This window comes from Enterocloster sp. OA13 (assembly GCF_022440595.1).
Lineage (GTDB): Bacteria > Bacillota > Clostridia > Lachnospirales > Lachnospiraceae > Enterocloster > Enterocloster hominis.
In genome coordinates this window covers 6,085,909-6,111,396 of sequence record NZ_JAKNTF010000001.1, presented here as the reverse complement: position 1 = coordinate 6,111,396, position 25,488 = coordinate 6,085,909, and the positions used below count along the sequence as shown (strand labels likewise).

19 protein-coding genes and 1 pseudogene are annotated in these 25,488 nt (G+C 52.0%); 3 read left to right on the top strand and 17 right to left on the bottom strand.

Annotated elements, in window-relative coordinates; genetic code table 11:
- Nucleotides 1-55: 55 nt before the first annotated feature.
- The 6 genes from MCJ35_RS27260 to MCJ35_RS27235 all read right to left on the bottom strand — a co-directional run bounded on the left by MCJ35_RS27260 (nucleotide 56) and on the right by MCJ35_RS27235 (nucleotide 5,671).
- Complete coding sequence (locus tag MCJ35_RS27260) at nucleotides 56-529, bottom strand: YcxB family protein (RefSeq protein WP_008723969.1); 474 nt, start codon at nucleotides 527-529, stop codon at nucleotides 56-58.
- A gap of 410 nt (nucleotides 530-939) precedes the next feature.
- A complete protein-coding gene (locus MCJ35_RS27255; protein ID WP_240299717.1) occupies nucleotides 940-1,593 on the bottom strand; it encodes an SGNH/GDSL hydrolase family protein in 654 nt (217 codons plus the stop codon).
- Nucleotides 1,590-2,894: a TRAP transporter large permease gene (locus tag MCJ35_RS27250; RefSeq protein ID WP_025484296.1), complete on the bottom strand. Its 1,305-nt coding sequence runs from the start codon at nucleotides 2,892-2,894 to the stop codon at nucleotides 1,590-1,592. Before MCJ35_RS27250 ends, MCJ35_RS27255 begins: the two co-directional genes overlap by 4 nt.
- Nucleotides 2,891-3,385, bottom strand: a complete 495-nt coding sequence (locus tag MCJ35_RS27245) for a TRAP transporter small permease (RefSeq protein WP_025484297.1) — start codon at nucleotides 3,383-3,385, stop codon at nucleotides 2,891-2,893. The genes MCJ35_RS27250 and MCJ35_RS27245 overlap by 4 nt, the downstream gene beginning before the upstream one ends.
- 85 nt (nucleotides 3,386-3,470) lie before the next feature.
- The gene (locus MCJ35_RS27240; RefSeq protein ID WP_025484298.1) at nucleotides 3,471-4,565 is read right to left on the bottom strand and encodes a TRAP transporter substrate-binding protein; all 1,095 of its coding nucleotides are present in this window, start codon (nucleotides 4,563-4,565) and stop codon (nucleotides 3,471-3,473) included.
- A gap of 17 nt (nucleotides 4,566-4,582) precedes the next feature.
- Complete coding sequence (locus MCJ35_RS27235) at nucleotides 4,583-5,671, bottom strand: substrate-binding domain-containing protein (protein WP_120056506.1); 1,089 nt, start codon at nucleotides 5,669-5,671, stop codon at nucleotides 4,583-4,585.
- Between the two features lie 257 nt (nucleotides 5,672-5,928).
- Here MCJ35_RS27235 and nagA point away from each other — a divergent pair, with 257 nt between their 5' ends.
- The 3 genes from nagA to MCJ35_RS27220 are packed head-to-tail and all read left to right on the top strand — an operon-like array spanning nucleotide 5,929 to nucleotide 8,707.
- Complete coding sequence (nagA, locus tag MCJ35_RS27230; protein ID WP_025484301.1) at nucleotides 5,929-7,113, top strand: N-acetylglucosamine-6-phosphate deacetylase; 1,185 nt, start codon at nucleotides 5,929-5,931, stop codon at nucleotides 7,111-7,113.
- Nucleotides 7,114-7,148: 35 nt separating this feature from the next.
- Nucleotides 7,149-7,889, top strand: a complete 741-nt coding sequence (locus MCJ35_RS27225; protein WP_240299716.1) for a glucosamine-6-phosphate deaminase — start codon at nucleotides 7,149-7,151, stop codon at nucleotides 7,887-7,889.
- A 44-nt stretch (nucleotides 7,890-7,933) separates the two neighbouring features.
- Nucleotides 7,934-8,707, top strand: coding sequence for a glucosamine-6-phosphate deaminase (locus MCJ35_RS27220; protein ID WP_025484303.1), 774 nt, complete (start codon nucleotides 7,934-7,936; stop codon nucleotides 8,705-8,707).
- Between the two features lie 125 nt (nucleotides 8,708-8,832).
- Here MCJ35_RS27220 and MCJ35_RS27215 read toward each other — a convergent pair whose 3' ends face one another.
- From MCJ35_RS27215 to MCJ35_RS27165, 11 genes and pseudogenes are all read right to left on the bottom strand, one after another.
- Nucleotides 8,833-10,137, bottom strand: coding sequence for a TRAP transporter large permease (locus MCJ35_RS27215; protein ID WP_008723950.1), 1,305 nt, complete (start codon nucleotides 10,135-10,137; stop codon nucleotides 8,833-8,835).
- Entirely contained in the window at nucleotides 10,137-10,661 is a 525-nt protein-coding gene (locus MCJ35_RS27210; protein ID WP_008723949.1) for a TRAP transporter small permease, read from the bottom strand. The genes MCJ35_RS27215 and MCJ35_RS27210 overlap by 1 nt, the downstream gene beginning before the upstream one ends.
- 72 nt (nucleotides 10,662-10,733) lie before the next feature.
- Nucleotides 10,734-11,849: a TRAP transporter substrate-binding protein gene (locus MCJ35_RS27205; protein WP_025484304.1), complete on the bottom strand. Its 1,116-nt coding sequence runs from the start codon at nucleotides 11,847-11,849 to the stop codon at nucleotides 10,734-10,736.
- A 191-nt stretch (nucleotides 11,850-12,040) separates the two neighbouring features.
- Nucleotides 12,041-12,859, bottom strand: coding sequence for a response regulator transcription factor (locus MCJ35_RS27200; RefSeq protein ID WP_240299715.1), 819 nt, complete (start codon nucleotides 12,857-12,859; stop codon nucleotides 12,041-12,043).
- Nucleotides 12,860-12,869: 10 nt separating this feature from the next.
- Entirely contained in the window at nucleotides 12,870-14,387 is a 1,518-nt protein-coding gene (locus tag MCJ35_RS27195) for a sensor histidine kinase (RefSeq protein ID WP_025484305.1), read from the bottom strand.
- Nucleotides 14,388-14,608: 221 nt separating this feature from the next.
- Nucleotides 14,609-17,758, bottom strand: coding sequence for a 1,4-alpha-glucan branching protein GlgB (glgB, locus tag MCJ35_RS27190; RefSeq protein WP_240299714.1), 3,150 nt, complete (start codon nucleotides 17,756-17,758; stop codon nucleotides 14,609-14,611).
- A gap of 61 nt (nucleotides 17,759-17,819) precedes the next feature.
- Complete coding sequence (locus tag MCJ35_RS27185; protein ID WP_008723942.1) at nucleotides 17,820-18,284, bottom strand: methylglyoxal synthase; 465 nt, start codon at nucleotides 18,282-18,284, stop codon at nucleotides 17,820-17,822.
- 13 nt (nucleotides 18,285-18,297) lie between these two features.
- Nucleotides 18,298-19,194 carry a fumarylacetoacetate hydrolase family protein gene (locus MCJ35_RS27180; protein WP_025484310.1) on the bottom strand — a complete coding sequence of 299 codons (897 nt, stop codon included), beginning with the start codon at nucleotides 19,192-19,194 and terminating at the stop codon, nucleotides 18,298-18,300.
- A 135-nt stretch (nucleotides 19,195-19,329) separates the two neighbouring features.
- Nucleotides 19,330-22,122, bottom strand: coding sequence for a cation-translocating P-type ATPase (locus MCJ35_RS27175; RefSeq protein WP_025484311.1), 2,793 nt, complete (start codon nucleotides 22,120-22,122; stop codon nucleotides 19,330-19,332).
- Nucleotides 22,123-22,304: 182 nt separating this feature from the next.
- The gene (locus tag MCJ35_RS27170; protein WP_025484313.1) at nucleotides 22,305-23,282 is read right to left on the bottom strand and encodes a M20/M25/M40 family metallo-hydrolase; all 978 of its coding nucleotides are present in this window, start codon (nucleotides 23,280-23,282) and stop codon (nucleotides 22,305-22,307) included.
- A 79-nt stretch (nucleotides 23,283-23,361) separates the two neighbouring features.
- A pseudogene (locus tag MCJ35_RS27165) lies at nucleotides 23,362-25,401 on the bottom strand (alpha-amylase).
- Nucleotides 25,402-25,488: the final 87 nt, after the last annotated feature.

Sequence of the window (25,488 nt, the reverse complement as noted above, 5' to 3'; positions counted from 1 at the left end):
CCGCACATCTGACGGAAAGCAATTTACAAATGCACCCCGGGCCGCAGCAAAATCCTCAGCCCTTATTTACCTTTGAGGCAACATATTCATAAAATGCTTCCCGTCCGCTTCCAAGAACCCTGTTTGTCAGCACGAAGCCATGGGTCGTATCCGAAAAAACAATAATCATGGTAGGCTTCTTAGACACCCTCTTTATTGTCTCCCATTTCATATCAGAACTCTCGTCCCCATATGTCACATGGATGCCGCTGTCATCAAAGCAGACCTTGGTATCCCTTGTGACTGCATTAGCCCGCCTCACTGCCCTTCCATAGACCATGACCGGCTGGATTACGGTAAATAAAAGACATCCCAGCACCATCATACACCGCATCATGATGCCTGCATCGTTCCATCTGGAAACAGCCAGCGCCATTACTGCCACTGTAAATATAATATTACATACCCCCACCATGGAGCCATATGTGTAATACATGGAAAGCTGCCACAGCTCCGGGCCATTATTCCTGTAGGTATATTCGTAGCGCATCTTATGTTCTCCCCGCATCGTATTTTTTTACTGACCGAAATCTTATTAACAGCAATCTTATTAAAGGCAATCTTATTAACAGCAATCTTGTCTTTCTGCCCGTCTCTTATCATACCATATTTAAAATCATAATTCCAGGGGAAGGATTGCAAGTGTGCAGACCCATGTGCAGGATTTCAGGATTGCAAGGGTGCAAAAAAGAAGGGATTCATGTGTGGAAATGGATTCTTACCGTAAAGCAAAAAAACAAGGGGATATCCGCCGGGAAAATCCATTCAGATTCCCCGTAAGATATCCCCATTTCCTGAATCCTGCCAGTACAGGGGACAGGATTCAGGAAAACAATTTTCAAACGCGCCTTAACATCCTATTTATTTCCGGGCTTTCCGCCCGCTTCAGCCGTCCAGCCCTCACAAACCGTTCCCATCCGCCAGACACCCTTTCACCACCGGCGCCAGTGCCTCCGCCAGTTTTCCATGCTCCGCCGCCGTCATATGAAGCCTGTCCTCATCGCTGGCCTGGGCCACGGAGGCGGCATCAAAGAAGTGACAGCCCTTTTCACTGCACACCTGTCTGTATTCCCTGGCAAATACGTGGGACATTTCCGCTGCTTCTTTGGTAAAGCAGCCATACATACTGTCCTCAATCCCCTCCTTAATGAATACAGGCGAGACTACCAGGATCTGCGGTCTTGGGTAGACAGGTTCAAAGGGAAATGTCCTGATTCCATCGATAACCTGCCCCATTGCCCTTCCCAAATCCCAGGCCGTGGCCTGGAACCGGTGTTTCAAATCATTAGTTCCAAGGGAAAGGATGATTAAATCCAGGGGATTATGGCTGGCGATACAGGGAACCAGCATCTTAAGCCCGTTTCTTCCATAGGAAAGTTCATCGTCAAAGACAGTGGTCCTTCCTCCGCATCCCTCTTCTATGATATTGTATCCCGGCCCCAGCAGCTGCCCAAGCACTCCCGTCCACCGTACATCCCAGGGATGACGGCCGCCGTGCACGGGATCCGTGCCGAATGTATTGCTGTCGCCATAACATAATATATTCTTCATCATAATAACCCCAACAGCCGCGGCAGCCCCAGTGAAAGCGCGGGAATGAACGTGAGCAGGAGCAGCATGATCACCATGGACAGGTAGAAGGGCATGAATCCCTTTACCACCTTTTCCACCGGGGTCTTGGCAATGGAACAGCCGATGAACAGCGATGTCCCCACCGGAGGCGTACACAGCCCGATTCCATAGGCAAGCACCAGTACAACCCCGAAGTGATACGGATTAAACCCTAAAACCCCGGTTGCAATGGGATAAAGGATCGGCGTCGTAAGAAGGATCAGGATTCCCATGTCCATGAAACAGCCCAGTATCAGCATCATGACCAGCAGAAGCAGGGTCAGCAGTATCTTGTCGGAAGTCAGGGAAAGCAGCCATGTGGTAAGGTTCTGCGGAACCTTCAGATAAGACATCACATAACTGAATGCGCCTGAGGCCGATATGATTGCCATTGCCATGGTCATGGTAGGAAGACATTTCTTAAGACCCTCAATGTACTTTTTCACGGTCATGTTCCTGTATGCCACCACGGTGATGACCAGGGCATAGACCGCCGCCACTGCCGCTGCCTCCGTGGCTGAACACACGCCAAAGGACGTTCCTGCGATTACGATTACGATTGCCCCAAGACCCAGGACTGCCTCCGTGACTATCTTCACATTCTCTTTCAGGGAATGCTTCTCGCCCAGAGGATACTTCTTCTGCATGGCAATGGCATAGGCCGGAATCATCAATCCCAGTGTCAGAAGGATGCCCGGGACATAACCGCAGATCAGCAGCGTGCTGATGGAAATGCCGCTGGCCGATGCAAGGGCATAGAACAGCATGTTCTGGCTGGGAGGGATGATGACTCCCTCGACAGAGGATGTGACGGTAACAGCAACGCTGTAATCCACATCATACCCCTCATCTATCATGGCCGGGATCAGCATGGCCCCGATGGAGGATACGTCTGCTGCCGAGGAGCCGGATATGCCTCCAAACAGCATGCTCACCAGGATGTTCACGATTGCCGTGCCGCCCCTGACCCTTCCCACAATGATATTACAGAAAGCCATCAGCTTTTTGGTAATCTCCCCGTCGGTCATTACCTGGGCCATCATGATGAAGAAGGGCACGGCGATGAAGGTAAAGCTGATTAGGCTCACCGACATTTTCTGGAACAGGTTAAAGTAGGGGATTCCCAGATAAGTTGCCGTAATCATGGCTGAAATAGCCAGGGAAAAGGCAATGGGAATACGGATGATCATAAGGATGGCCAATGCCGCAAATAACATGATTGTGCCGATTGCAACTTCACTCATTCTACCGTTTCCTCCTTCTTATATGGAATCAGGGTTTCTATCAGGTTCACAATGCTGTAGACAGTCATGAGGACGCCGCTGAACACCATGGGAAAATACTGCAGCCCCTGGGACCAGTGTGTTGCAGGAAGGCGTTTTTGCAGATTAATCTTGAAAATCTTCCATCCATAGTAGGTCATGAACATGCAGAATACCATCAATAGAACATGCCTGAAAACAGTCAATGCCTTCCTGACCGAAGGCGGAAGCTTGTTAAAGACGCCTTCTATGGCGATATGGTCATCCCTGTAAATGCCGATGGAAATGCACATGAATCCAAACCATATCAGACAGGTCAGAATCACTTCCTCCGACCATACAATGGGGCTGTTGAATGCATAACGCATGACAACCGCCACAAAACAGATGGCCAGCATCACAACCAGCAGCGCGCAGCAGACATACTGTTCCACGGCCACAACATAGCCCAGGCCCTTCTTTATCTTACCCATAGGGTCGTTTCCTCCTCAATGATTGATAAAATACGGGGCAGACATAAGGCTGCCCCATGTTATTCTTCCTCTGTTATTGCTGTGGTTACTGTGCAGCACGGACCATATCCACAACCTCTTTATACTGTGGATACTCATCGTAAACGGAAGCCACTGCATCCTGGAACTCTTTTACGTCAACCTCGATGATCTCACATCCGGCCTCCTCACACTTGGCCCTGGATTCCTCCTGGAAATCCTGCATGGCCTGGCGCTGCCACTTGGCTGCTTCCTTCGAAGCCTTGATGACGCCTTCCCTCTGCGGTTCTGACATCTTATCCCATGCAGCCTGGCTGCAGATTAACAGGGCCGGCGGAGCCATATGTCCGTCCAGGCTGTAATACTTTGCCACTTCGTAATGTCCGGAGGTAAAGTAGCTTACAAAGTCATTCTCAGCTCCGTCCACAATACCGGTCTGAAGTCCCTGGAACACCTCGCCGTATTCCATCGGGGTCGCCTCTGCGCCCAGGGCCTGCACCATGGAAATCGCCACTTCCGTGGGCTGTACGCGGAACTTCATGCCCTTTAAGTCAGCCACGGACCGTACGGGCTTACTAACCGTGTAAAAGCATCTGGAACCAGCCTCGTAATAGTCAAGGCCAACCATGTTATAATCGCTCAATGTTGACAGTACCGCCTCACCGGCTTCACCGTCCAGGGCCTTATACTTCTGTTCCGTGCTGGAGAACAGATAAGGCATTGCAAATACGCCGAATATATCAATGACAGGAGCCATTGTATTTGTATTCACGCGGGAGAAATCCAGTGTCCCCATCTGTACCTGGTCAATGGAGGAAGCCTCATCGCACAGGGCGGCGTTGGGATACACGTCAATATTAACGGTACCGCCTGTATATTCCTTGGCCAGCTCGGCAAACATTTTCATGCCCTCCGTGACCGGGTTGCCATCGGGCTGGTTCTCTGCCAGTTTAAAATGCAGCTCTTTCCCCATGTCCTGTCCGGCTGCCTCTGAACCCTCTTCCTTTTCACTGGCAGCTTCCTCTTTTTCACCGGATGTTTCAGGTGCAGCGGCCTGGGCCGTGGTGGCAGCTGTCTCTGCCGGTTTGGCCGCGCCTCCTCCACACGCTGTCATGGACATCACCATTGCACATGATAGTATTACGGATATCGCTTTCTTCATCTACCTTTTCCTCCTCATTAGATAAATTCTTCATAAAATTTTATATTGTTCTGTAAAATGATGGATATGGGTACGCTGATGGCTTCGCCCTTGGGAGGTATTCCTTTAATCAGGTATTCAAACAAGGTTTTATATCCCTGATACCCCTTCTGATACGGTCCCTTATAGACAATGGCTTTCAGGATCCCGTCACTGAGCATCTGCGCGCTTTCCGGGAATAAGTCGCTTCCCACCAGGAACAGCTCCTGGATCCTTCCTGACGCAATCGCCGCCTCACACAGCGGGATGGTGTTCCTGGCCCTTACGGAGTATGCGCCGATAATGCTTTCATCTTCCCTGAAGCATGCCAGCATCTGCTGCTTGTTGGCTTCTGCCCGGTATAAATCCTGTATGCATCTCACCGTGATGTCCGCGTTATTCTTCCTGAAATAATCCTCAAAACCAGCCGCATTCATCTTATGGGACAGGGAACCTTCGTCTCCCGCCGCAACAAGGATGGTGCCCTTCTGTCCTTTGAGTACCATGTTCATAAGTTCTGCTGCCAGCTGTCCGGTATAGGTGTCGTTGGGCGCCACACAGCAGAGCCTTCCGCAGTCTTTAAAATCATTGTCAATAAGGACCACGGCCACTCCCTTTGCCGTGAACTGGCTTAACAGGCATTCCATCCTGGAGCTGTTGATATTAGGCGCTGTCAGAAGACCGTCCAGCTGGCCTCCCCACTCCTCATACAGGTTCCTTAAGATTTCCACCTGTTCCCTGTCCCCGGAGTCTCCGTCAACACTGAATGTGTAGTTCATCACATTCATGTTGTATCCTTCCTCTTCTGCCTCGTATACCCTGCAGCCCTTCCATATGTAACGGAAATAGTATTTTCCGCCTTCCTCCGGCTCCGGGAGCACCACTGCCAGGTTCACCTGACGCCGCTTCAGCGCTGAAGCCACGTAATTGGCAGTATATCCCATCTCATTGGCAACATTCAGGATCTCCTGCTTAACTGCCTTGCTGACCCCTTCCTTGTTATTCAGGGCCCTGTGGACAGATACCAGGGAATATCCGCTGGCCTGGGCTATGTCCTTTAAGGTTATCTTTTTTACTTCCATCAGCATAATTCCACATTCCTTCCCACTTTCTCCCCAGCAATTGGTCACATGTTGTGAAATTAACTAAGTTAAATTGTTTTCGAAAACGTTTCCGTTGTCCATATTATAGTCCACTGCAATATGCAATGTCAATACGGAAAAAATTTTCGCTATTTTTATCTCATGAATCTTTAACTTTATTGTATATTTTACCCAAAACCTATTGACTTTTAATTGCTTTTCTTCTATTCTGGAATCAATTCGACTAAAGGAGCGAAACACATATGGAGCATTTTATATTTACAAACGCCCGGATTGTCCTTCCTGATACCGTACTTGACAACCACTATGTATCCGTGAAAGACGGGGTGATTGAATCCATCGGCAAGGGAACACCTGACCGGGAGCAGCTTAACTCCTGTACCATGGTGGACTGCGGCGGCCAGTATCTGTCACCGGGATTTATCGATATCCACTGTCATGGCGGGGGCGGCGCCGATTTCATGGACGGGCACATGGAAGATATACTGACCGCAGCCAGGGCGCATCTTAACCATGGTACCACCGGGATCTGTCCCACCACGCTGACCTGTTCCGATGAAGAACTGTTTGCCTTTTTTGAATCCTATGGACAGGCCAGGGCCGTAACGGAGCAGATGCCCCATCTTTTGGGCATCCATCTGGAAGGACCTTATTTTTCCCCGGCCCAGGCTGGAGCACAGCCTCCAAAGTATCTGGTGCATCCCAATCCGGAGCACTATCATGAGATCCTAAGACGCGGCCAGGGCAACATCGTAAGGTGGTCTGTTGCACCGGAACTTCCCGGCGCACTGGAACTTGGGGACGAGCTTGCCAAAAGGGGAATCAAGGCCTCCATGGGGCACAGCGATGCGGGATTTGACGATATTGTCAAAGCAGTGGAACACGGCTATGGCCAGATTACGCATTTCTACTCAGCCATGTCCACCATTACCAGGAAGCGGGGGCGCCGCATACTGGGCCTGATTGAATGCGGATACCTGTTTGACCAGCTGAAAGTGGAGATCATCTCCGATGGAATCCATCTTCCGCCTGAGCTGTTACGGTTAATCCTTAAGTGCAAGAACCATGGGGATATCTGCCTTGTAACGGACAGCATGCGGGGAGCAGGCATGCCGGACGGCCCATCCTTACTGGGTTCCAGGAAGAACGGAGTGCCCGTCATCATTGAAGGCGGGATTGCCAATATGCCTGACTTTACAAGCTTTGCAGGCAGCGTGGCGACCACGGACCGCCTGGTCCGCGTGATGGTGCAGGAGGCCGGCCTTCCCGTCTGGGAGGCGGTTAAGATGGCTTCCCTGAACCCGGCCTCCTTCCTGGGAATCCAGGAAACATACGGAAGCATTGAACCGGGCAAGTCAGCGGACCTGCTTATTTTTGATGACGATATCCGTATATCTTCCGTCTATGTATCCGGTATCAGACAATAAAACACAAAACATTTTTTATAAAGGAGAACTATATTATGAGCATGATGATCCATGTATCTTCTACCCCCAAAGAACTGGGGGCACAGGCAGCCAATGCAATTGCCGATCTTTTAAATGAGGCCGTCAGACGCCAGGGCCATGCCCGGCTGGTGCTGTCCACCGGGGCCTCCCAATTTGAGACCCTGGAGGCACTTATCGGCCTTGACGTTCCCTGGGAGCAGGTAGAGATGTTCCATCTGGACGAGTACGTGGCCCTTCCCGAAAGCCATCCTGCCAGCTTCCGCAAATACTTAAAGGAGCGCTTTGTCAGCAGGGTTCCCCTGAAAGCAGCCTATTTTGTTGACGGCGAAGGAGATGTAGCCGGGAATATTGCCGCCCTGTCCCGTGAGCTTATGAAGGAGCCGGTGGACGTGGGCGTCATCGGGATCGGCGAAAACGGGCACATTGCATTCAATGACCCGCCCGCTGATTTTGATACGGACGAAGCCTACAAGATAGTCGATCTGGATGAGAGATGCAAGAAACAGCAGGTAGGCGAAGGATGGTTCCCAGATGTCGATTCCGTACCCAGGCAGGCCATAACCATGTGCGTGAAACAGATCATGTCATGCCGCCATATCATCTCAGCCGTCCCCCACGATGTGAAGGCCGAAGCCATCCTGCACACCGTGACGGAACCGGTAAGCCCTGAAGTACCGGCCACCATCCTAAAAACACATCCGGATTGGAGACTGTTCCTGGACAGCCAGTCAGCAGCACGCCTGCTTTCCCTGTGATAAGCAGAGCCGGGGGCATGCACCACTAACAAGAAGGAGGACTTATGGAAACCATACAATATTTTACAAAAGACGCTTTGCAATGCTTTATCTACGAAGACCGCGGGAAGATGGGAAAGGCAGCTGCCAGGGATATCATTGCCATGATTCATGTGATGCTTTCCCAGAAGCCTGTAATCAACATGATGTTCGGGGCGGCGCCGTCCCAGAATGAAGTCCTGGCCGGACTGCTGGAAGCGGAGGATGTGGACTGGACACGGATTAACTGCTTCCACATGGACGAATACATCGGGTTATCACCGGACGCGCCCCAGGGCTTCGGGAACTTCCTGCGGGAACATCTCTTCGGCCGCAAGCCCTTTGCCCAGGTGAATTATATTTCCCCCGAAACAACAGAGCCTGAGAAGGAAGCGGCGCGCTACGAAGCCCTGTTAAAAGAACATCCCATCGATATCTGCGTCCTGGGCGTGGGTGAAAATGGCCATGTGGCATTCAACGACCCACCCGTGGCTGATTTTAACGACACGCGTCTGGTAAAACCGGTAAAGCTGGATCCGGTCTGCCGCCAGCAGCAGGTCAATGACGGCTGTTTCGCATCCATGGACCAGGTTCCGGAATATGCCATGACGGTCACGGTTCCCGGGCTGATGTCGGCTAAGGCTTTGTTCTGCGTGGTTCCGGCGCCCACCAAGGCCCAGGCCATATCCCGCCTTATAAACGGCCAGATATCGGAAAGCTGCCCTGCCAGCATCCTCAGGCTTCAAAAGTCAGCCAGGCTGTACCTGGATCCTGACTCCGCCAGCCAATTGGAACCATGAACATGTTCCAATCACAACAGGACTCCTGTCTCTAGGATTACGCCCATTCCGGGCGCACAAAAAATCTCCGCCCATATTCACATGGACGGAGATTTGTCGTTTGAATCATATGGAAACACCGCTGTTTATTTCGCCATACCACCCAGTACGGTCGGCAGCCACATGCTGACAGCCGGGATAAAGGTAATCAGCAGCAGTGTAACAATCATGCACAGATAGAATGGAAGCGTAGCCTTGACCACACGCTCCATGGGCACCTTGGCAACGGCAGAGCCAATGAAAAGCACTGCGCCGACCGGAGGTGTCAGGAGGCCGATACCGCAGTTAAGGACAACCATGATACCGAACTGGATTGGATCCAGGCCGATGGAGGTTGCGATTGGAAGCAGGATTGGCGTTGCAATCAGGATAATGGGCGCCATGTCCATGATACATCCAAGAATCAGCAGGATCAGGTTCAGCAGCAGGGCCAGCAGGATCGGGTTATTGGTCATGCCTGTAATGGTACTGGCTGCCAGGTCCGGCACATGGAGCTGGGTCAGGCAGAATCCGAAGATACTGGATGTTGCAATCAATATCATGACAATGGACAGGGTGTCCACACAGTCCCCAAGCACCCTCCATACGCCCTTCCAGTCAAGTCCCCTGTAGATGAATACGCTGACAATCAGACTGTAGATAACCGCTACGGCCGCGGACTCAGTCGCAGTGAACACGCCGCCAACCACGCCGAATACAACAATCAGCACAGCCGCCAGGGCCCAGAAGGAAATACTCAGCTGTTTAATCAGGTTGATGATGCTGAACTTCTCACCCTTGGGATAATTGCGCTTAACAGAGATGATATAGGAACCGATCATCAGCGTGACAGCCAGAAGCGCACCCGGTATATATCCTGCCAGGAAAAGGCTTCCCACGGAAATGCCTCCTGCCGTGGTTGCATAGATAACCATGTTATGGCTGGGAGGAACCAGAAGCCCCTCACAGGAAGATGTGATGGTTACAGCGGTTGAAAAATCGTCATCATATCCCTGGTCCACCATCATCGGTATAAGGATGGAACCAAGGGAAGCCGTGTCCGCGGAAGCGGAACCGGAAATACCACCGAAGAAATAGGAAGCAACGATATTAACCATTGCCATGCCGCCGCGCATCCAGCCGACACATGCATTGGCCAGGGCTATCAGCTTTTCGGAGATACCGCCGGACCCCATCAGGCATCCCATGGTGATGAAGAAAGGAACGGCCATCAGGCTGAAGGAACTGATGCCTTTTACCATCTGCTGGCAGATGGTGGTCAGGTTATGCCCCTGATACAGAAGGCAGAACACAGAAGAAAGCGCTACCGCATAGGCGATGGGGAAACGCAGGAATACCATCAGGAAGAAACTTCCCAGTAAAACCAGAATTGCCATGCTATTTGCATCCATTACTCCATCTCCTCCTTTACAAAGAAGCCTTTTACATGATTATACAAAGCTTCTATTTCGAAAACAAACATAGCCGCGCCTGCCAGAGGAACCGGGAAGTACATCCAGAACCTGGAAACCTTCGGCATGCTTACATAGGTACCCTTGGAACCGATTCCGGTGGCATATTTCCAGCCAACCGTAATCATGATGATTGCAAGGGCAAACACTGCCAGATCGGCAATGATATCCAGGCTCTTCACCAGTTTAGATGGCAGATAGCGGTCAAATGCCGTCATGCGGATATGGGCGCCCCTTCTGATTGCAAGGGCAGCAGAAAGCACCGCCATATAGGACATACAGGTCAGTACCACTTCCTCACTCCATGCCGGGTCAGGAATGAACGGTATGTATCTGCCTGCCACTGCCATGCTTGTGATAAGGATATCCACTACCAGAAGTACCTTGCAGAGAAACAGGACAAACTTATATGTCATATCATATGCGGGTTTGATTTTATCAATCTTTTCAAACATTGCTGGCATATCAATTCCCCTTTCATTAATACAGGCACAGAGTAAATTTCATTTCCCTGTGCCTGTTCTGATTGCCGTTTATTAATTGTTCATATCAAGAATCTGCTGATACAGCTCAGCCTGATCCTTTGTGGAAGACTCGATGATATCCTTACAAGCATCCTGCCATGGTTTGATATCAGGAACTTCAACTACATTAATTCCATCAGCCTTCAGCTCATCCAGCACCTTGTTCTCAGCTTCCTCAGAGATGGTCCTGTTGAATTCAGAAGCAACCTTACCAGCTTCCATCAGGATGTTCTGCTGCTCTTCGGTCAGCTTATCCCAAGCCTCGTCCGTGATGATGACCTGGATGGCGCCCAGTGTGTGGCCGTCCAGAATCAGGTTTGGAGCAACCTCCGGGAATGCATTGGATTTGTAGTTGGCAATTGGCTGCTCAGCACCGTCAACAACACCGGTCTGAAGTGCGGAGTACAGTTCGTTGAAGGAAACAACCGTTGGGCTTGCGCCAAGTCCGTTAACCATACCGTTCATGATCGGGTCGTTGGACACACGTAATTTCATGCCCTTCAGGTCCTCTAAGCCTTTTACTTCCTTAACAGTAAAGAAATGACGGAAACCTTCCTCGCCGTAGAACAGGCCTCTTACACCAAGTCCGTTGTCGTGCGGTTCCATGAGGAATTCAGGAGCCAGTTCGCTGTCAGCAAACTTCCAGAAATGGTCACGGTTTGCAAATGTGTAAGGAATGGAGAGAAGTACGGACTTCTCAGCGCCATAGCTTGTCAGTGCAAATGCGGAAATACGGGAAATATCAATGGTTCCGCCGCCGCCCAGCATGGTATCCAGGACATCGTTCTCAGAACCCAGGACACCGCTGGCCTGCAGGTCAATCTTAATCTTGCCGCCGGACATTTCCTCAACCGTCTCTTTGAACTTGGAATCGGTCTGTCCAACAATCGTGTCTAAGGGGTTAACTTCAGCCATGACCAGGGTAATCTCCGGCATGTCGCTTGTGTCGGCAGCTGCCTCGGTCTGAGCCTCTTCCTTGCTCTCCCCGGCTGCCTCACTTGCAGGTGCCTCGGTTGCTGCCGGAGCAGCTGTTGTTGTCGGTGCATCCGGTGTCTTCAGGCCGCAGCCTGCCAGGGAACCAGCTACCATTACTGCGCACAGTGCTGCACTCATCCATCTTTTTTTCATGTAACATATCCTCCTCTTTATACATTTTTTATGCTTTCGCATATTTTGTTTACGTTTTCTTTACGCTAATTAAATTATAAGAGGAAAATCTTAATCTGAACATAGTAAATTTTTGTGAATCATAGTACGATTTTAACCTGTCTTAACATTATCTTTATGCATATATCACACAATACGTCTTAACGCTGCCTTTATCCTCTCTGGAATATGCACAACCGGTACTCTGTTGGGCTTTGTCCTGTGATCCGCTTAAATACCTTTGCGAAATAATTGGAATCCGAATACCCCACCGCCCTACCGATGTCCTTGACATTCACCGTAGGCTCCGCCAGCATCCTCTTGGCTTCCTCCACCCGGTATTCCGTCAGGTAGGACGTGAAATTCTTATTAAAGCACTGCTTAAACAGCTTGCAGAAATAGGCTTCCGAGTAATTCATATGCCGTGCCAGGTCCTGCATGGATATGTCGTACATGTAATTGGTTTCTATATAATGGCTGATGATTTCCGTCACCTTGGACAGACGGACCTGGCCGCCGTCCTCCATATCATCCCCCGCAGAAAGGGCTGTCTCCGGCAGTTCATACTTCTGGCCCCGTCCGGCCTGGGACTCAGCCGCCTGCCGGTTGGCCTGGTACTCAGCAGCCAGCCGCATGGCTTCCTCCACCACCAGCATCAGCTCCTGCTCATCATAGGGCTTAAGAAGATAATCCAGGGCCCGCACCGTAATTGCCTTTTTTGCATAGGAAAACTCATCAAAGGCAGTCAGGAAAATGATACAGCATTCCTTATCCTTTTCCCGGATTTTCTGTGCGGCCTCAATCCCGTTAATACCAGGCATTTCAATATCCAGGATTGCAATCTGGATTTTCTCTTCCTCATAGACCCTCAGCGCCTGACGGCCATTTTCAGCCTGGAAGATCACGCATTGATCCCCTATATTCTTCTGTAGGGTTTTATAAAGGACCTTTCTCTCAATCACCTCATCGTCAGCTATCAATAAACGCAGCATGTAATCCCCCCTATGTTGTTTCCTGATTCCCGCTTCCCATTTCCGCATGCTCATCCTGCGGTACGATGACCTGTACCACCGTGCCATTTCCCTCGCTGCTGTATATCCTGAAGTCACCGTTCCTGTACATGGCGTGGATCCGGTGGCAGATGTTCCCAAGCCCAATCCCGACCCGTGCGGTCCCGCCTGCATTGAGGGCAGTGCGCAGTTCCATAAGCCGTTCCTGGCTCATCCCCACTCCGGTATCCGCAACCGATATGATGACCTTATCCTCTTTTTTCCATACCCTTAGAAGGATTTTTCCGCCCTGCTCCTTCTTTGACAGGCCATGGATGATTGCATTTTCCACAATCGGCTGAAGGGTGAAGGCCGGTATGATGGTTTCCTCCTCATCCACTTCCAGCTGGCAGTCATATGCAATGCGGCTGCCAAACCGCATCTGCTGGATGTACATGTAGTCTTTCACCACCTTAAGTTCCTGGGCCAATGGCACAATCTGCTCCGATGTCTTAAGGTTGTACCGGAACAGGCTGCTCATACTGGATATCATCCTCTCCGTGGTGTCCGCCTCCTCCAGCTTGGCCATACATGCAATCATGTTCAGGGTGTTAAACAGGAAATGAGGGTTTATCTGGCTTTTCAGCAGCTCCAGCCTGGCTGCATCCAGACGTTTCTCCATTTCAATGCGGCCAAGTTCCTCTTTATGGAGACGTTCGGCTATCTCATTTTTCTCCTTCAGCGTATTAATATGCCCTTCAGTGGCATGTTTCATCTTATTAAAGGCCTGGACCAGCTCGCCCATCTCATCCTTATTCTCAACCGTCACATCATTGCCGCTGAAATCATTCCTGGCTATCTTCCTGGAACAGTGGGCCAGCCGGACCATGGGGTTAATCAGGGTATTGGACAGAAGCTTGGTCAGACAGATGACGGTTATGATCATCACAATGGAGTATGCCATGATCATATAGGGAATATAATACAGGACCGGGACTTTCTGCTGATAGCTGCTCTTCCCCTCTTTGATGGTGGCCTGCATCAGCCTTCTGGCATAGGTCTGAAGATATCCCTGCATCCCGTACACCTTATAAAGCTTGTCCACAAATCCCCTGTCCTCCGGGTTCATGTGAAGCACTTCATCCCGGAACACACGGTAGCCCTCATATCCGTTTTTAATATTCCAGGTCCTGGCATAGCGCTCCTGGTTGATGTCCGTATATTGAAAAGGCAGGGCCTTTATGCTCTCCTCCGTCTTAAAGCAGGCCAGCCTGTACTCCTTGGCCCTTTCCCAGGAACGGTCCCTTACATACTCCTCAAAGGCAGCTGCTTCCTGTTCCAGCGCTTCCTGCACATCGTAACAGAGGGAATTATCATTTAATATCACATTGAAGCTGTCCAGGGAAAAATTCATGATTAATATGTTAAAGGCAATGGAAAGCCCCATAACCAGAATGACAATGATGGAAAATGTTCCCAGCTTCTTCTTGAGGGAAATTGTCAGCCATAGGTTTTTTATGTATTTGAACATCCTTTCCCCTCCCCATCCATTGACTCCCGGCAGTGTGATACGTATATCCGTTGTGCCTTCGGGGCGTGTTTGGAAACCAAGCATCCCCGGGGCCGCTTCCCTGCCCTGCTTATTGCCTGCCTGGTCATTATACCATAAACAGGGAAAGAGCGCAAAGCCTGGGGCCTGCGCTCTCCTTGTATTATATGGTTTTTCTGCGTATTATATGGTTTTTCTGCTCTTTATCTGTTATCTTCTGTTTTCCCGGCCTCTGCTTTGGATGTCCCCAGCCGCTTCTGTCCTGTCTTTGATGTGGATATCTGTTTGGGATCAGTCTTTTTTGTGGATATCTGTTTTGTTCTTTCTTTTTTCGTGGATATCCTGCCGGTTTCTTTCTTAGCTGTGGACAGCTTCTTCTGGTCTGTTTTGGCGGTGGATATCTGCTTTTGGTCGGTCTTGGCGGTGGATATCTGCTTCTGATCGGTCTTGGTGGTGGATATCTGCTTCTGGTCGGTCTTGGTGGTGGATATCTGCTTCTGGTCGGTCTTGGTGGTGGATATCTGCTTCTGGTCGGTTTTGGCGGTGGATATCTGCTTCTGGTCGGTCTTGGAAGTGGATATCTGCTTCTGATCGGTCTTGGCAGTGGATATCTGCTTCTGATCGGTCTTGGCGGTGGATATCTGCTTCTGGTCGGTCTTGGCAGTTGTCAGCTTTTTTTGATCCTCTTTTTTAGTGGATAGCCTCTTAGGCGCTGGTTTCTTCTCTGCCTTCTTTTCCGGTTCAGATTTCACTTCTGCCTTCTTCTCAGGCTCCGCTTTCACTTCCACCTTCTTCTCAGGCTCCGCTTTAACTTCCGCCTTCTTCTCAGGTTCCGCTTTAACTTCCGCCTTCTTCTCAGGCTCTGCTTTTACTTCCACCTTCTTCTCAGGCTCCGCTTTCACTTCTACCTTCTTCTCAGGTTCCGCTTTCACTTCTGCCTTCTTCTCAGGCTCCGCTTTCACTTCCACCTTCTTCTCAGGCTCTGCTTTTACTTCCGCCTTCTTCCCCGGCCCAGCCTTCGATTCCGCCTTACTCCCAGCCTTCTTAACCGTCTTAGCAGCCTGCCCTTTCCCGGCCGCTGCCTTGCCAGTCCCAGCCTTTTTTGCCTTTGGTTCAGGCGTGCAGGTATATATGCTGACACTCATGGGAGGGATATTGACTTCAATGGAATCTTCCTTCTCATCCCATTCAATCTTCTTAGATGACTTCACACGGCCATTGACTTTGCCGCTGCCGCCAAATTCCTTTGCATCGGTGTTGAAGATTTCCTTGTATCTGCCCTCGAAGGGAACCCCTACCCGGAACTTCTCATGTTCCATGTTATCAAAATTACAGATGAACAACAGTGTTTCCCCGGCCTTTTTGCTCTTGCGGACAAACATGACCATGCTTTCATTCTGATAGCTGCAGTTAATCCATTCAAAGCCCTCCGGGTCATAATCCATCTCATACAGGGCAGGATGTTCCAGGTACAGCTTATTCAGCGTCCTCACGTAGTCCTGCATATTCTTATGGACAGGCAGTTCCAACAGCCCCCATTCCAGGGACGCGCCCTCATTCCACTCGCTGACCTGGGCATACTCCTGGCCCATGAACAGCAGCTTCTTGCCCGGATGTCCCATCATGAATGCATAGGCCGTCCTCAGGTTCTCTGCCTTTGTCTCTAATGTGGCGCCGGGCATCTTTCCAATCATGGAACCCTTGCCATGGACCACCTCGTCATGTGAAAATACCAGCACAAAGTCCTCGCTGTACGCATACAGCATGGAAAATACCAGTTCGCCGTAATTATTCTTCCTGAAATACGGGTCGCAGCGCATATAGTTGGTGAAATCATTCATCCAGCCCATGTTCCACTTATAGTCAAAGCCCAGACCGCCTTCTTTTGCGTTCCCTGTTACCATGGGCCATGCCGTGGACTCCTCTGCAATGATGACCGCTCCATCCCCGCGCCCTTTGAACACAGAGTTCAGATGCTTCAGGAATTCCACTGCTTCCAGGTTCTCGTTGCCGCCATATATGTTAGGCACCCATTCCCCGTCATTCTTTCCATAATCCAGGTACAGCATGGAGGCCACCGCATCCATACGGATAGCATCCGCATGGTACTTCTCAGCCCAGAAAAGCGCATTGGCAATCAGGAAATTGGAAACCCCGGGGCGGCCGTAATTGTAAATCAGCGTTCCCCAATGTGGGTGCGAACCCTTGCGGGGGTCCATGTGTTCATAAACGCATGTGCCGTCAAAATTAGCCATGCCGTAAGCATCACGCGGGAAATGGGCGGGCACCCAGTCCAGGATAACCCCGATTCCCCTGCCATGCATGTAGTCCATAAAGTACATGAAGTCATCGGGCGTGCCATATCTGCTGGTTGGCGCATAATAGCCTGTGACCTGGTATCCCCAGGACTCGTCCAGCGGGTGCTCCATTACCGGCATCAGCTCCACATGGGTATATCCCATGTCCTGCACATAATCAGCCAGCCTGACTGCTATTTCCCTGTAATTATAGAATTCCGAGCCCACTATATCCTCTCCGGACTCATCCTTTGCGGCTTCTTTTCTCATCCAGGAACCAAGATGGACCTCATAGATATTGAACGGCCTGTCCTTTGTACCGGTCTTGGCCCGCTTGTCCATCCAGGCCCTGTCGTTCCACTGGTACTGGTTGATATCCCACACAACCGAAGCGTTGTTGGGACGCAGCTCCGCATAATTGCCGTAGGGGTCGGCCTTTAACATGGGCAGTCCTGCCTTTGTCTTGACCTCATACTTATAAATCACGCCTGTTGTCAGACCGGGGATAAACAGTTCGAACACACTGCCGTCGCCTTCCCCAATCCGGCGCATCTGATGGCGTCTTCCATCCCAGAGGTTAAAGTCCCCCACCACGCTGACGCGCATGGCGCAGGGCGCCCATACGGAAAAATACACGCCTGAAACACCGTTTATGGTCATTGGATGCGCGCCCATCTTATCATAGATGGAATAATGTATGCCTGCTGCAAATTTCTTAAGGTCCTCTGAAGCGAACTGCGGCGCATAGGCGTATGGGTCATGGATTTCATCCGTCACACCATTGTCATAGGTCACAAGCAGGGTATATGCCGCCATGCTCTTCCTGGGAATGAGGACTGCAAAGAATCCAGCCTCGTCAGCCAGCTCCATGGGATACTTCCTGCCAGTGGATGCAATCTTCACAACAACCTCCGCTGCCGTGGGAATCAGGGCCTGAATCAAAAGGCCGGATTCCGTCAGATGAGGTCCCAGCATGGCGTGGGGATTGGATGCCTCTGAATACACCAGTTCCTCAATTCCCGCCCAATCCATCAAATCATATAAATTCTGTTCCATATTATGTGCCCCCTTATCTGCTTCATTCTTCATCCTAACATTCAGTGATGCGGCAAATACATCAGAGCGTATTCGCCCTCTCAGTTATATTCTGCTTAAAATTCACCACATCATGCTCATATTCTTCATCCATAAGAGGAGATGTAATCATGAAATCCGCACTGGCCTTGTTGTTGGCAATGGGAATATCATAAACCTGGGCAATCCTTAAAAGCGCCTTCACATCCGGATCATGGGGCTGCGCCGTCAGCGGGTCGGAGAAAAAGATCACAAAGTCAATCTTCCCTTCCACAATCTTTGCGCCTATCTGCTGGTCGCCTCCCAGCGGGCCGCTGTTATACCCCTTCACAGGAAGGTCGGTTGCGTCCGTAATCATGCGGGCCGTGGTCCCTGTCCCGCACAGGAAGTGCTTGGACAGTATATCCTTGTGTTCATCACACCACTGGATCAGCTCACGCTTTTTCTGGTCGTGGGCAATCAGGGCAATGTTCTTTTGTTTACGTATGGTCATAGGTAAATAGTCCATTTTTATCCTCCTCTCAGTCCATTACCTTATTGGCAATGGTTCCAATTCCTTCAATGGTACACTCCACCACATCGCCTGGCTTCAGGAATCTGGGCGGGTCAAATCCCATGCCCACCCCGGCCGGTGTCCCGGTGGCAATAATGGTTCCTGCCTTCAGTGTCATGCCTTGGGACAGTTCACTGACAATATGGTCAATATCAAATATAAGCAGACGGGTGTTGCTGTCCTGGCGCAGTTCCCCGTTTACCCTGGACTGTATCTGCACATGGGGCGGATACTGCAGTTCATCCACCGTGGCAATACATGGGCCCATGGGAAGGAAACCGTCCAGGCCCTTGCCGAAATACCACTGCTTATGCTGTGTCTGCAGGGTACGGGCGCTCACATCGTTGATGATGGTGTACCCGAAAATGTAATCCTTTACCTGGGACGCAGGCACATGGGAGGCCTCCCTGCCGATGATGACTGCCAGTTCGGCCTCATAATCCAGGTCTTTTACAATATCCTGATGGCTGGGAATGCCTTCCCCCGGCGCAGTGGCCTGGTTCACCCTCTTTGAAAAGTAGATGGCAAAGGGCCTTTCCCCGCTGAATTCTTCCTTCTTATAGCGGGCGGATTCCTCTGCATGGGCCATGTAATTGACCCCCAGACAGATCACATCCTGCCTTGGATTGGGAATCGGGGCTTTAAGGCATACCTCTTCCATGGGGGCCGCCCCTTTTATCTTATATGGGTCCTGGCCGGACGCATAGTCCAGCAGCTGTTTTTCCGAATCACTGATGTTCTCAATCAGTTCCTGCATGGTTTTGTAATCCATATCCAGCGATGTCAGGGGATATATCCATCTGCCGTCTTTGCTGATTACCCCAAGTCCGGATTTGTGTTCGATTTCATATGTTACAAGTCTCATGATACCCTCCTGATTCTTCCGGCCCGCGCCATATCAGTTACGGCGGCTGCGCCGAAATCATTTCTAAGGTTTACTCTACCACATTTTTCCGAACTTTTCTACGATTTTGCCATTATTTCAGAAATCAGACACTATTTAGACAATGGATTCCTTTATTATTTTATGTATCTGGATCACCAGGGTGGGCAGGAATGCAGCTGAAACAATGGTGGACAGCTGGCTCAGGCTCAGATCCGCCGCCGCAAACATGATCTGCAGCCCCGGAACGAATAATACGGCTGCCAGAAGCAGGGCGCCCAGCTGGAATGCCATGACGCTGTACAGGTTGCTTCCCAGTCCCAGCCGGATGATGGAATGGCTGCTGCGGCAGTTAAATCCATGGAACAGACGGGCCAGGGTCAGGGTGGAGAATGCCATGGTACACGCCCTTCCCGGCCCTCCCTCATGAAGCCCCGTGGTATAGGCCCACATGGTGGCTGCCGCTATGAGGCCGCCCTGGACCAGGATGTCGCGTATGAAGGAGGCGGTCAGTATCCCCTCCCTGGGATTCCTGGGCGGTTCCTTTAACAGTCCGTCCTCCGGCGGCTCCATGCCGATTGCAATGGCGGGAAGGGAATCCGTAATCAGGTTGATGAACAGCAGGTGCACCGGTGCAAAGGGCAGCGGCAGCGCCAGCAGGGAGGTATACAGTACACATAGGATTCCCGCCATGTTACCGGACAGCAGGAACTGGATGGCATTCTTTATGTTCCGGTAAACGTTCCTGCCATTGGCCACCGCCTTTATGATGGTGGCAAAATTATCATCCGCCAGGATCATGGATGCGGCGTCCTTGGACACCTCGGTCCCGGTAATGCCCATGGCCACGCCGATATCCGCCTTTTTAAGGGCCGGGGCATCGTTGACGCCGTCCCCTGTCATGGCTACGATATGGCCCCTTCTCTGCCATGCGCTGACAATCCGTATCTTATGCTCCGGCGAAACGCGGGCGTACACGGATATGTGCTCCAGCCTCCGGTCTAACTCTTCTTCCTCCATCAGGTCCAGCTCCGCCCCGGTGGCTGCCATGTCCCCCGGCGTCAATATGCCGATCCTCTCCGCGATTGCCATGGCCGTTACCTTGTGGTCTCCGGTTATCATCACCGGGCGGATTCCGGCCTGCCTGGCGCTGGCAACCGCTGAACGTGATTCCGGCCTGGGGGGATCCATCATCGCCATAAGGCCAAGGAAGATAAGGTCCTCCTCCTCGCCGTTCTTGCCTGCCTCCGCATAAGGACGGCAGGCCAATGCCAGCACGCGCAGTCCCCTGGACGACCAGAGGGTGTTCTGGTTCAGGATTCTCTGTCTGTCCGAGGAGGACAGGCTGCGGGAGGGAACGTCCCCGGTCCCGGTTCCGGTTCCGCTCCTGTATCCGGCTCCGCCCCCGTATCCGGTTCCACTCCTGTATCCGGTTTTGCTCCCGTATCCGGTTCCGCCTTCAGGTCCATCCGGGAATCTGTCTCCTGCTTCGGCGGCAGACAGCTTGACGCTGGTTTTCCCCTCTGCCTGGCTGGCGGCCGGGTTTGCAAGGCGGCTGCATTTTTTCAGAAGCACATCCACGGCGCCTTTGACAAAAATCAGCTCCTGTCCCTCCACCTCGTTAACCGTGGTCATCAGCTTCCTGGCTGAGTCAAAGGGGATTTCCCGTTTCCTGTGGTTCATCATCCGCACCTGCTCCGGAATCATCCCCGCCTCCCGCGCCATGTGGAGCAGGGCAATCTCCATGGGGTCCCCCTCATCCTGTCCCCCGCCCGAGGAGGCATTGTTGTTGAGCACGGCGCCGTACAGGAACAGTTTTACATCCATCCTGTTCCTGCTGCGGCCCAGCCACATCACATCCTGTTCCGTGTGGTTGATATAGACCCGTTCCACGTCCATCCGGTTCTGTGTCAGGGTGCCTGTTTTATCGGAACAGATTACAGACACACAGCCCAGGCTTTCCACTGCCTTTAAATCCTTGATGATGGCCTGTTCCTTTGCCATCTTCTGGGTTCCCATGGCCTGGACGATGGTGACAATGGAACTGAGGGCCTCGGGAATCGCCGCCACCGCCAGGGCCACTGCAAACATCAGGGCGTCCAGTACCGGCTCCCTGCGGTACAGGCTCAGAAGGAATACCAGGCCGCATATGGCTATGATGGCCATGGCCAGGCGGCCGGAAAAACGGTCCAGGCTGACCTGGAGCGGCGTTTTCTTCTCCTTTGTCTCATTCATCAGGGACGCGATCCTGCCAATCTCCGTGTCCATGCCCGTGGCAGTGACAACGGCCATGGCCCGGCCCGAGGTCACCAGGGAACCGGAAAACACCATATTGGTCCTGTCCGCCAGCGCCACTGCGGATTCCCTGCCTTTTATGGCCTTTATATGTTTTTCCACACTGAGTGATTCCCCGGTCAGGGAGCTTTCATTGACAGTAAACCCGTGAACCTCTAAAAGCCGCCCGTCCGCAGCCACCAGGTCCCCTGTTTCCATCATCAGGATATCCCCGGGGACCACCATTGAGGAGGGAATCACTTCCAGCGCTCCCGCCCGGATGACCCTGGCTTCCGGGGAGGACAGCTGCTTTAAGCTGTCCAGGGATTTCTCTGCCTTCTGGTGCTGGACCGTGCCAAGCACCGCGTTAAGCAGAAGGACTGCGAAAATGACCATGGCGCTCTCCGGGTCACCTGTCAGCATGGAGACAGCTGCCGCCGCAATCAGGATGATGACCAGCAAATCCTTAAACTGGGACAGGAACACCTGCCACCACTGAAGCCTGCCGTTGTCCTCCAGTACATTTTCCCCATATTTTTCAAGCCTTGCCTCGGCGTCCCTATCATCGATTCCCTGCCGTCCGGTTTCAAGGCTGCTCAATACATCCGTTCCTGACAGTTCATGCCATTCTGCCATCTGTCTCTCCCCTCTTCCCAAACACATCATCTTTTTCAGGGTACAAAAATGCCCCCAAAGACATACACGCCTTTGGGAGCACTCCATATCTTCCCACGCTTCCTGCTATCGTGGACATTCCTTAAGAGTACCCACTCTAAATCTATGTAGGGGAAATTATCATTATGACCCGGGAGCAATTTTCAGTCATGTCCCAATATCATCTCAAACGCCACCCGGTATCCCTGTTCCAGGGACGCGGTTTCCACGTATTCATCCCTTGTATGGGCGCCGTTGCCCGTGAAGCTTCCCACGCACACACTGGGGATTCCAAGGGAAAGGGGGATATTGCAGTCGGTGGAGCCGGAATGGCGTTTAGGTTCAGCACCCGTGACGCCGCTTACCGCCCGGATAGCACGTTCCACCAGCGCACGTTCCTTTTCCGGATCCACATCACCGCCGCAGGGCCGCAGGCCGATTACCTCCAGGTCCACGTCCGCGCCCTCTGATTTTACCTGTTCAATGACATCCAGGAACATTTTCTCCATATAGTCCATGTTTTCCCTTGATTCGGAACGGAACTCATAGAGCATCTGAGCCTGCTGGGCAATGGTGTTGACCGATGTACCTCCGGTTATCATGCCTACGTTGTAGGTGGTCCTGCCGCCTTTTTCCGGCACACGGAGCGCATACAGCCTGCTGATTATGTCCGCCAGCCTGGCAATGGCATTGTCGCGGCCAAAGTCATTATAGGAATGGCCGCCCTGGGTCTTTACACATACCCGGAACCGTTTGGAGCCGACGGCGCTGTCCACAATGCTGTCCAGGCCGCTGTCAAAGGTGCAGAAGGACACCATCCTGCTGCCGTAGACCTGACAGATTTTCCTTACCCCCTTCAGATTGCCCAACCCCTCCTCGCCTGAATTACATACCAGAACCAGTCCGGTGTCCTTCTGCCCCCTCAGCTCCTTCCAGCCAGGGGTTCCCACATGCCCTGCAATGTACTTTGCAGCCAGCAGGAGACTGACCAGGCATGCCGTGTCATCCCCCACGCCGGGACAGTAAATCCGTCCATCTTCCACCCGGAGAGGAAGTTCCTCCTCATCCGGGAACACCACATCCGTGTGGGCCATATACACCTCTACCGGAACATCATTCCCTGCATCCACGGGATAGACCACGTTCAGGGCCTCATCCACATAGACCCCCTCCGCGCCCTGGGCCTTCAGCCACTCACTGCAGAACCTGGCCCGCTTCTCCTCATGGTTGGACGGTGCCGGAATCCTGGCCAGGGTCAGGAGCAGTTCGTAGGCTTCTTCCCTGTGGTTTTGTATATATTGGAGTATTTCTTCATTCAACATGGGTATCTGATTCCTTCCGGTTATTTTTTGTCGCCTTGGTTTTATAGGGGGATGCTGCTTTTTTCACAGCAGGCTCATCCGCCGTCCCGCCTGCCGCCTCCTTCCCAATCAGCACCACAATGCTTCTGGCCTTCACCATTATCTTCTTCTGGTCCATCACCAGGCATTCCGCGCCGGGCGCATATATGGCGTCCTCCTCTTCCGTGTTCACGGCAACATGCCAGCTAAGCTTCTTTGGAAGGTTTGGCAGTGCAAACACGCACGGCTCCCAGTACATATTATAGGCAACATAGAAATAGTCATCGTCCCCGCCATCCTTTTCCCCATACTTCCCGCAGTACAGGATTCCCAGCTGGCGGCAGTAATTCTCAAACATGGGGCACCAGGTCTTAAGGCCGTGATAGGACACGTCCGGCATGCCCACGGACTTATAATCCAGAAGCGCTGGTTCCTTGGACATATGGAAAACAGGATGTTCCCTGCGCAGGGCTATGAGTTGTTTCACAAATCCGAATAAGTCCCGGTTCGTATCCAGAAGCCGCCAGTTAATCCAGGAGATTTCATTGTCCTGGCAGTAGGCATTGTTATTGCCTTTCCGGGTCCTGCCGAACTCATCCCCGGCCATGATTAACGGCGTTCCCTGGCTCAGGAACAGAAGCACCATGGCGTTGCGCAGCTGCTGCTTCCTCATCCGGACAATCCGTTTCTTCCTGCTCGGCCCCTCTTCCCCGCAGTTCCAGGACAGGTTATAGTCCGTACCGTCCCGGTTGTCCTCCCCGTTGGCCTCGTTGTGCTTCCGGTCATAGGACACCAGGTCCATCATGGTAAATCCATTGGTGTTGGCCATGTAATTAATGGCCCCCACCTTCTCCGGGTTATGGCGGGTATGGAAGGCCAGATGGTCCATGTGCCCCTCATCCCCTTTTAGCAGCCCCCGCATATCCATCATGAAACCGTCATTATACCTGGCCAGGTGCCTGCACGTCCCAGGCTCAACGCCTTCCCAGTCAGGGGCAAACAGTTTCAGCCTGCTGAGATACGGATCCTCCCCCAGCAGCTTGACCGGCGCATAACCAATCAGATGGATTCCGTCCACATGGTACTCATGGGCCCAGAAGCGCACCGCATCCAGCACATAGGCCGGGGCTTCCTTTCCGTCAAAGAACAGCTCAATCACAATCTCAAGCCCTTCCCGGTGAAACGCCTTTACCATGTCCTTAAATTCCCTCACCGGCTCCTTCCCGCCGCCGCTGGAGTAAGCGCTTTTGGGCGCAAAGGAATGTCCCCGGGTGTATCCCCAGTAATTCAGCTTCCCATCCGGTTTTTCCGGTTCAAACGGACTGTCATTGTGGACAGGCATGATGATTTCGTCAAATTCAACCGGAGGCATCATTTCCACGGTCGTGACCCCCAGCTCCTTGAGATAGGGTATCTTTTCAGCAATGCCTTTAAACGTACCCCGGTCCGCCTGCTTTACCCCCGATGAGGCGTGCTTTGTAAATCCCCTTGGATGTATATGGTAAATCACGCATTGTTCATATGGTATCCGGGGCAGCATGTCCCCTTCCCAGTCATATACCTCCCCTGCGCTGATTACCGGGCACCGCACCGGTCTGCCAACCCGTTCCAGGCTTCCCCAATGCTCCATGCCGGTAAACTGCCTGCCATAAGGATCCGGCGTCTCCTTCCCATCCACCTCATAGGTATAGAAAAGCCCTTCAAAGTCCCCCAGCACAGTAACATTCCACACATCCCCGGTCCTTAGGGCATCCGGGAACCAGATCCGGTCCAGGGGCGCCGTGCCTCCCTTCTTATATAGAAGCAGGGCGCAGCTTTTTCCTTTTGACGCATATGAAAAATGCATTCCTCCGGCAACAGCGGTTACACCCATTGCATATATCCTTCCATCGGTCCTGCCTATCTGAAAACCCTTTTTCATCTCTAGTTACCGCCTTTCCTCAAACCGCCTGTGTCCAATCAGACACGATACAAAAAGTATATAATCACTTTGTCCCTTTGTCAACAA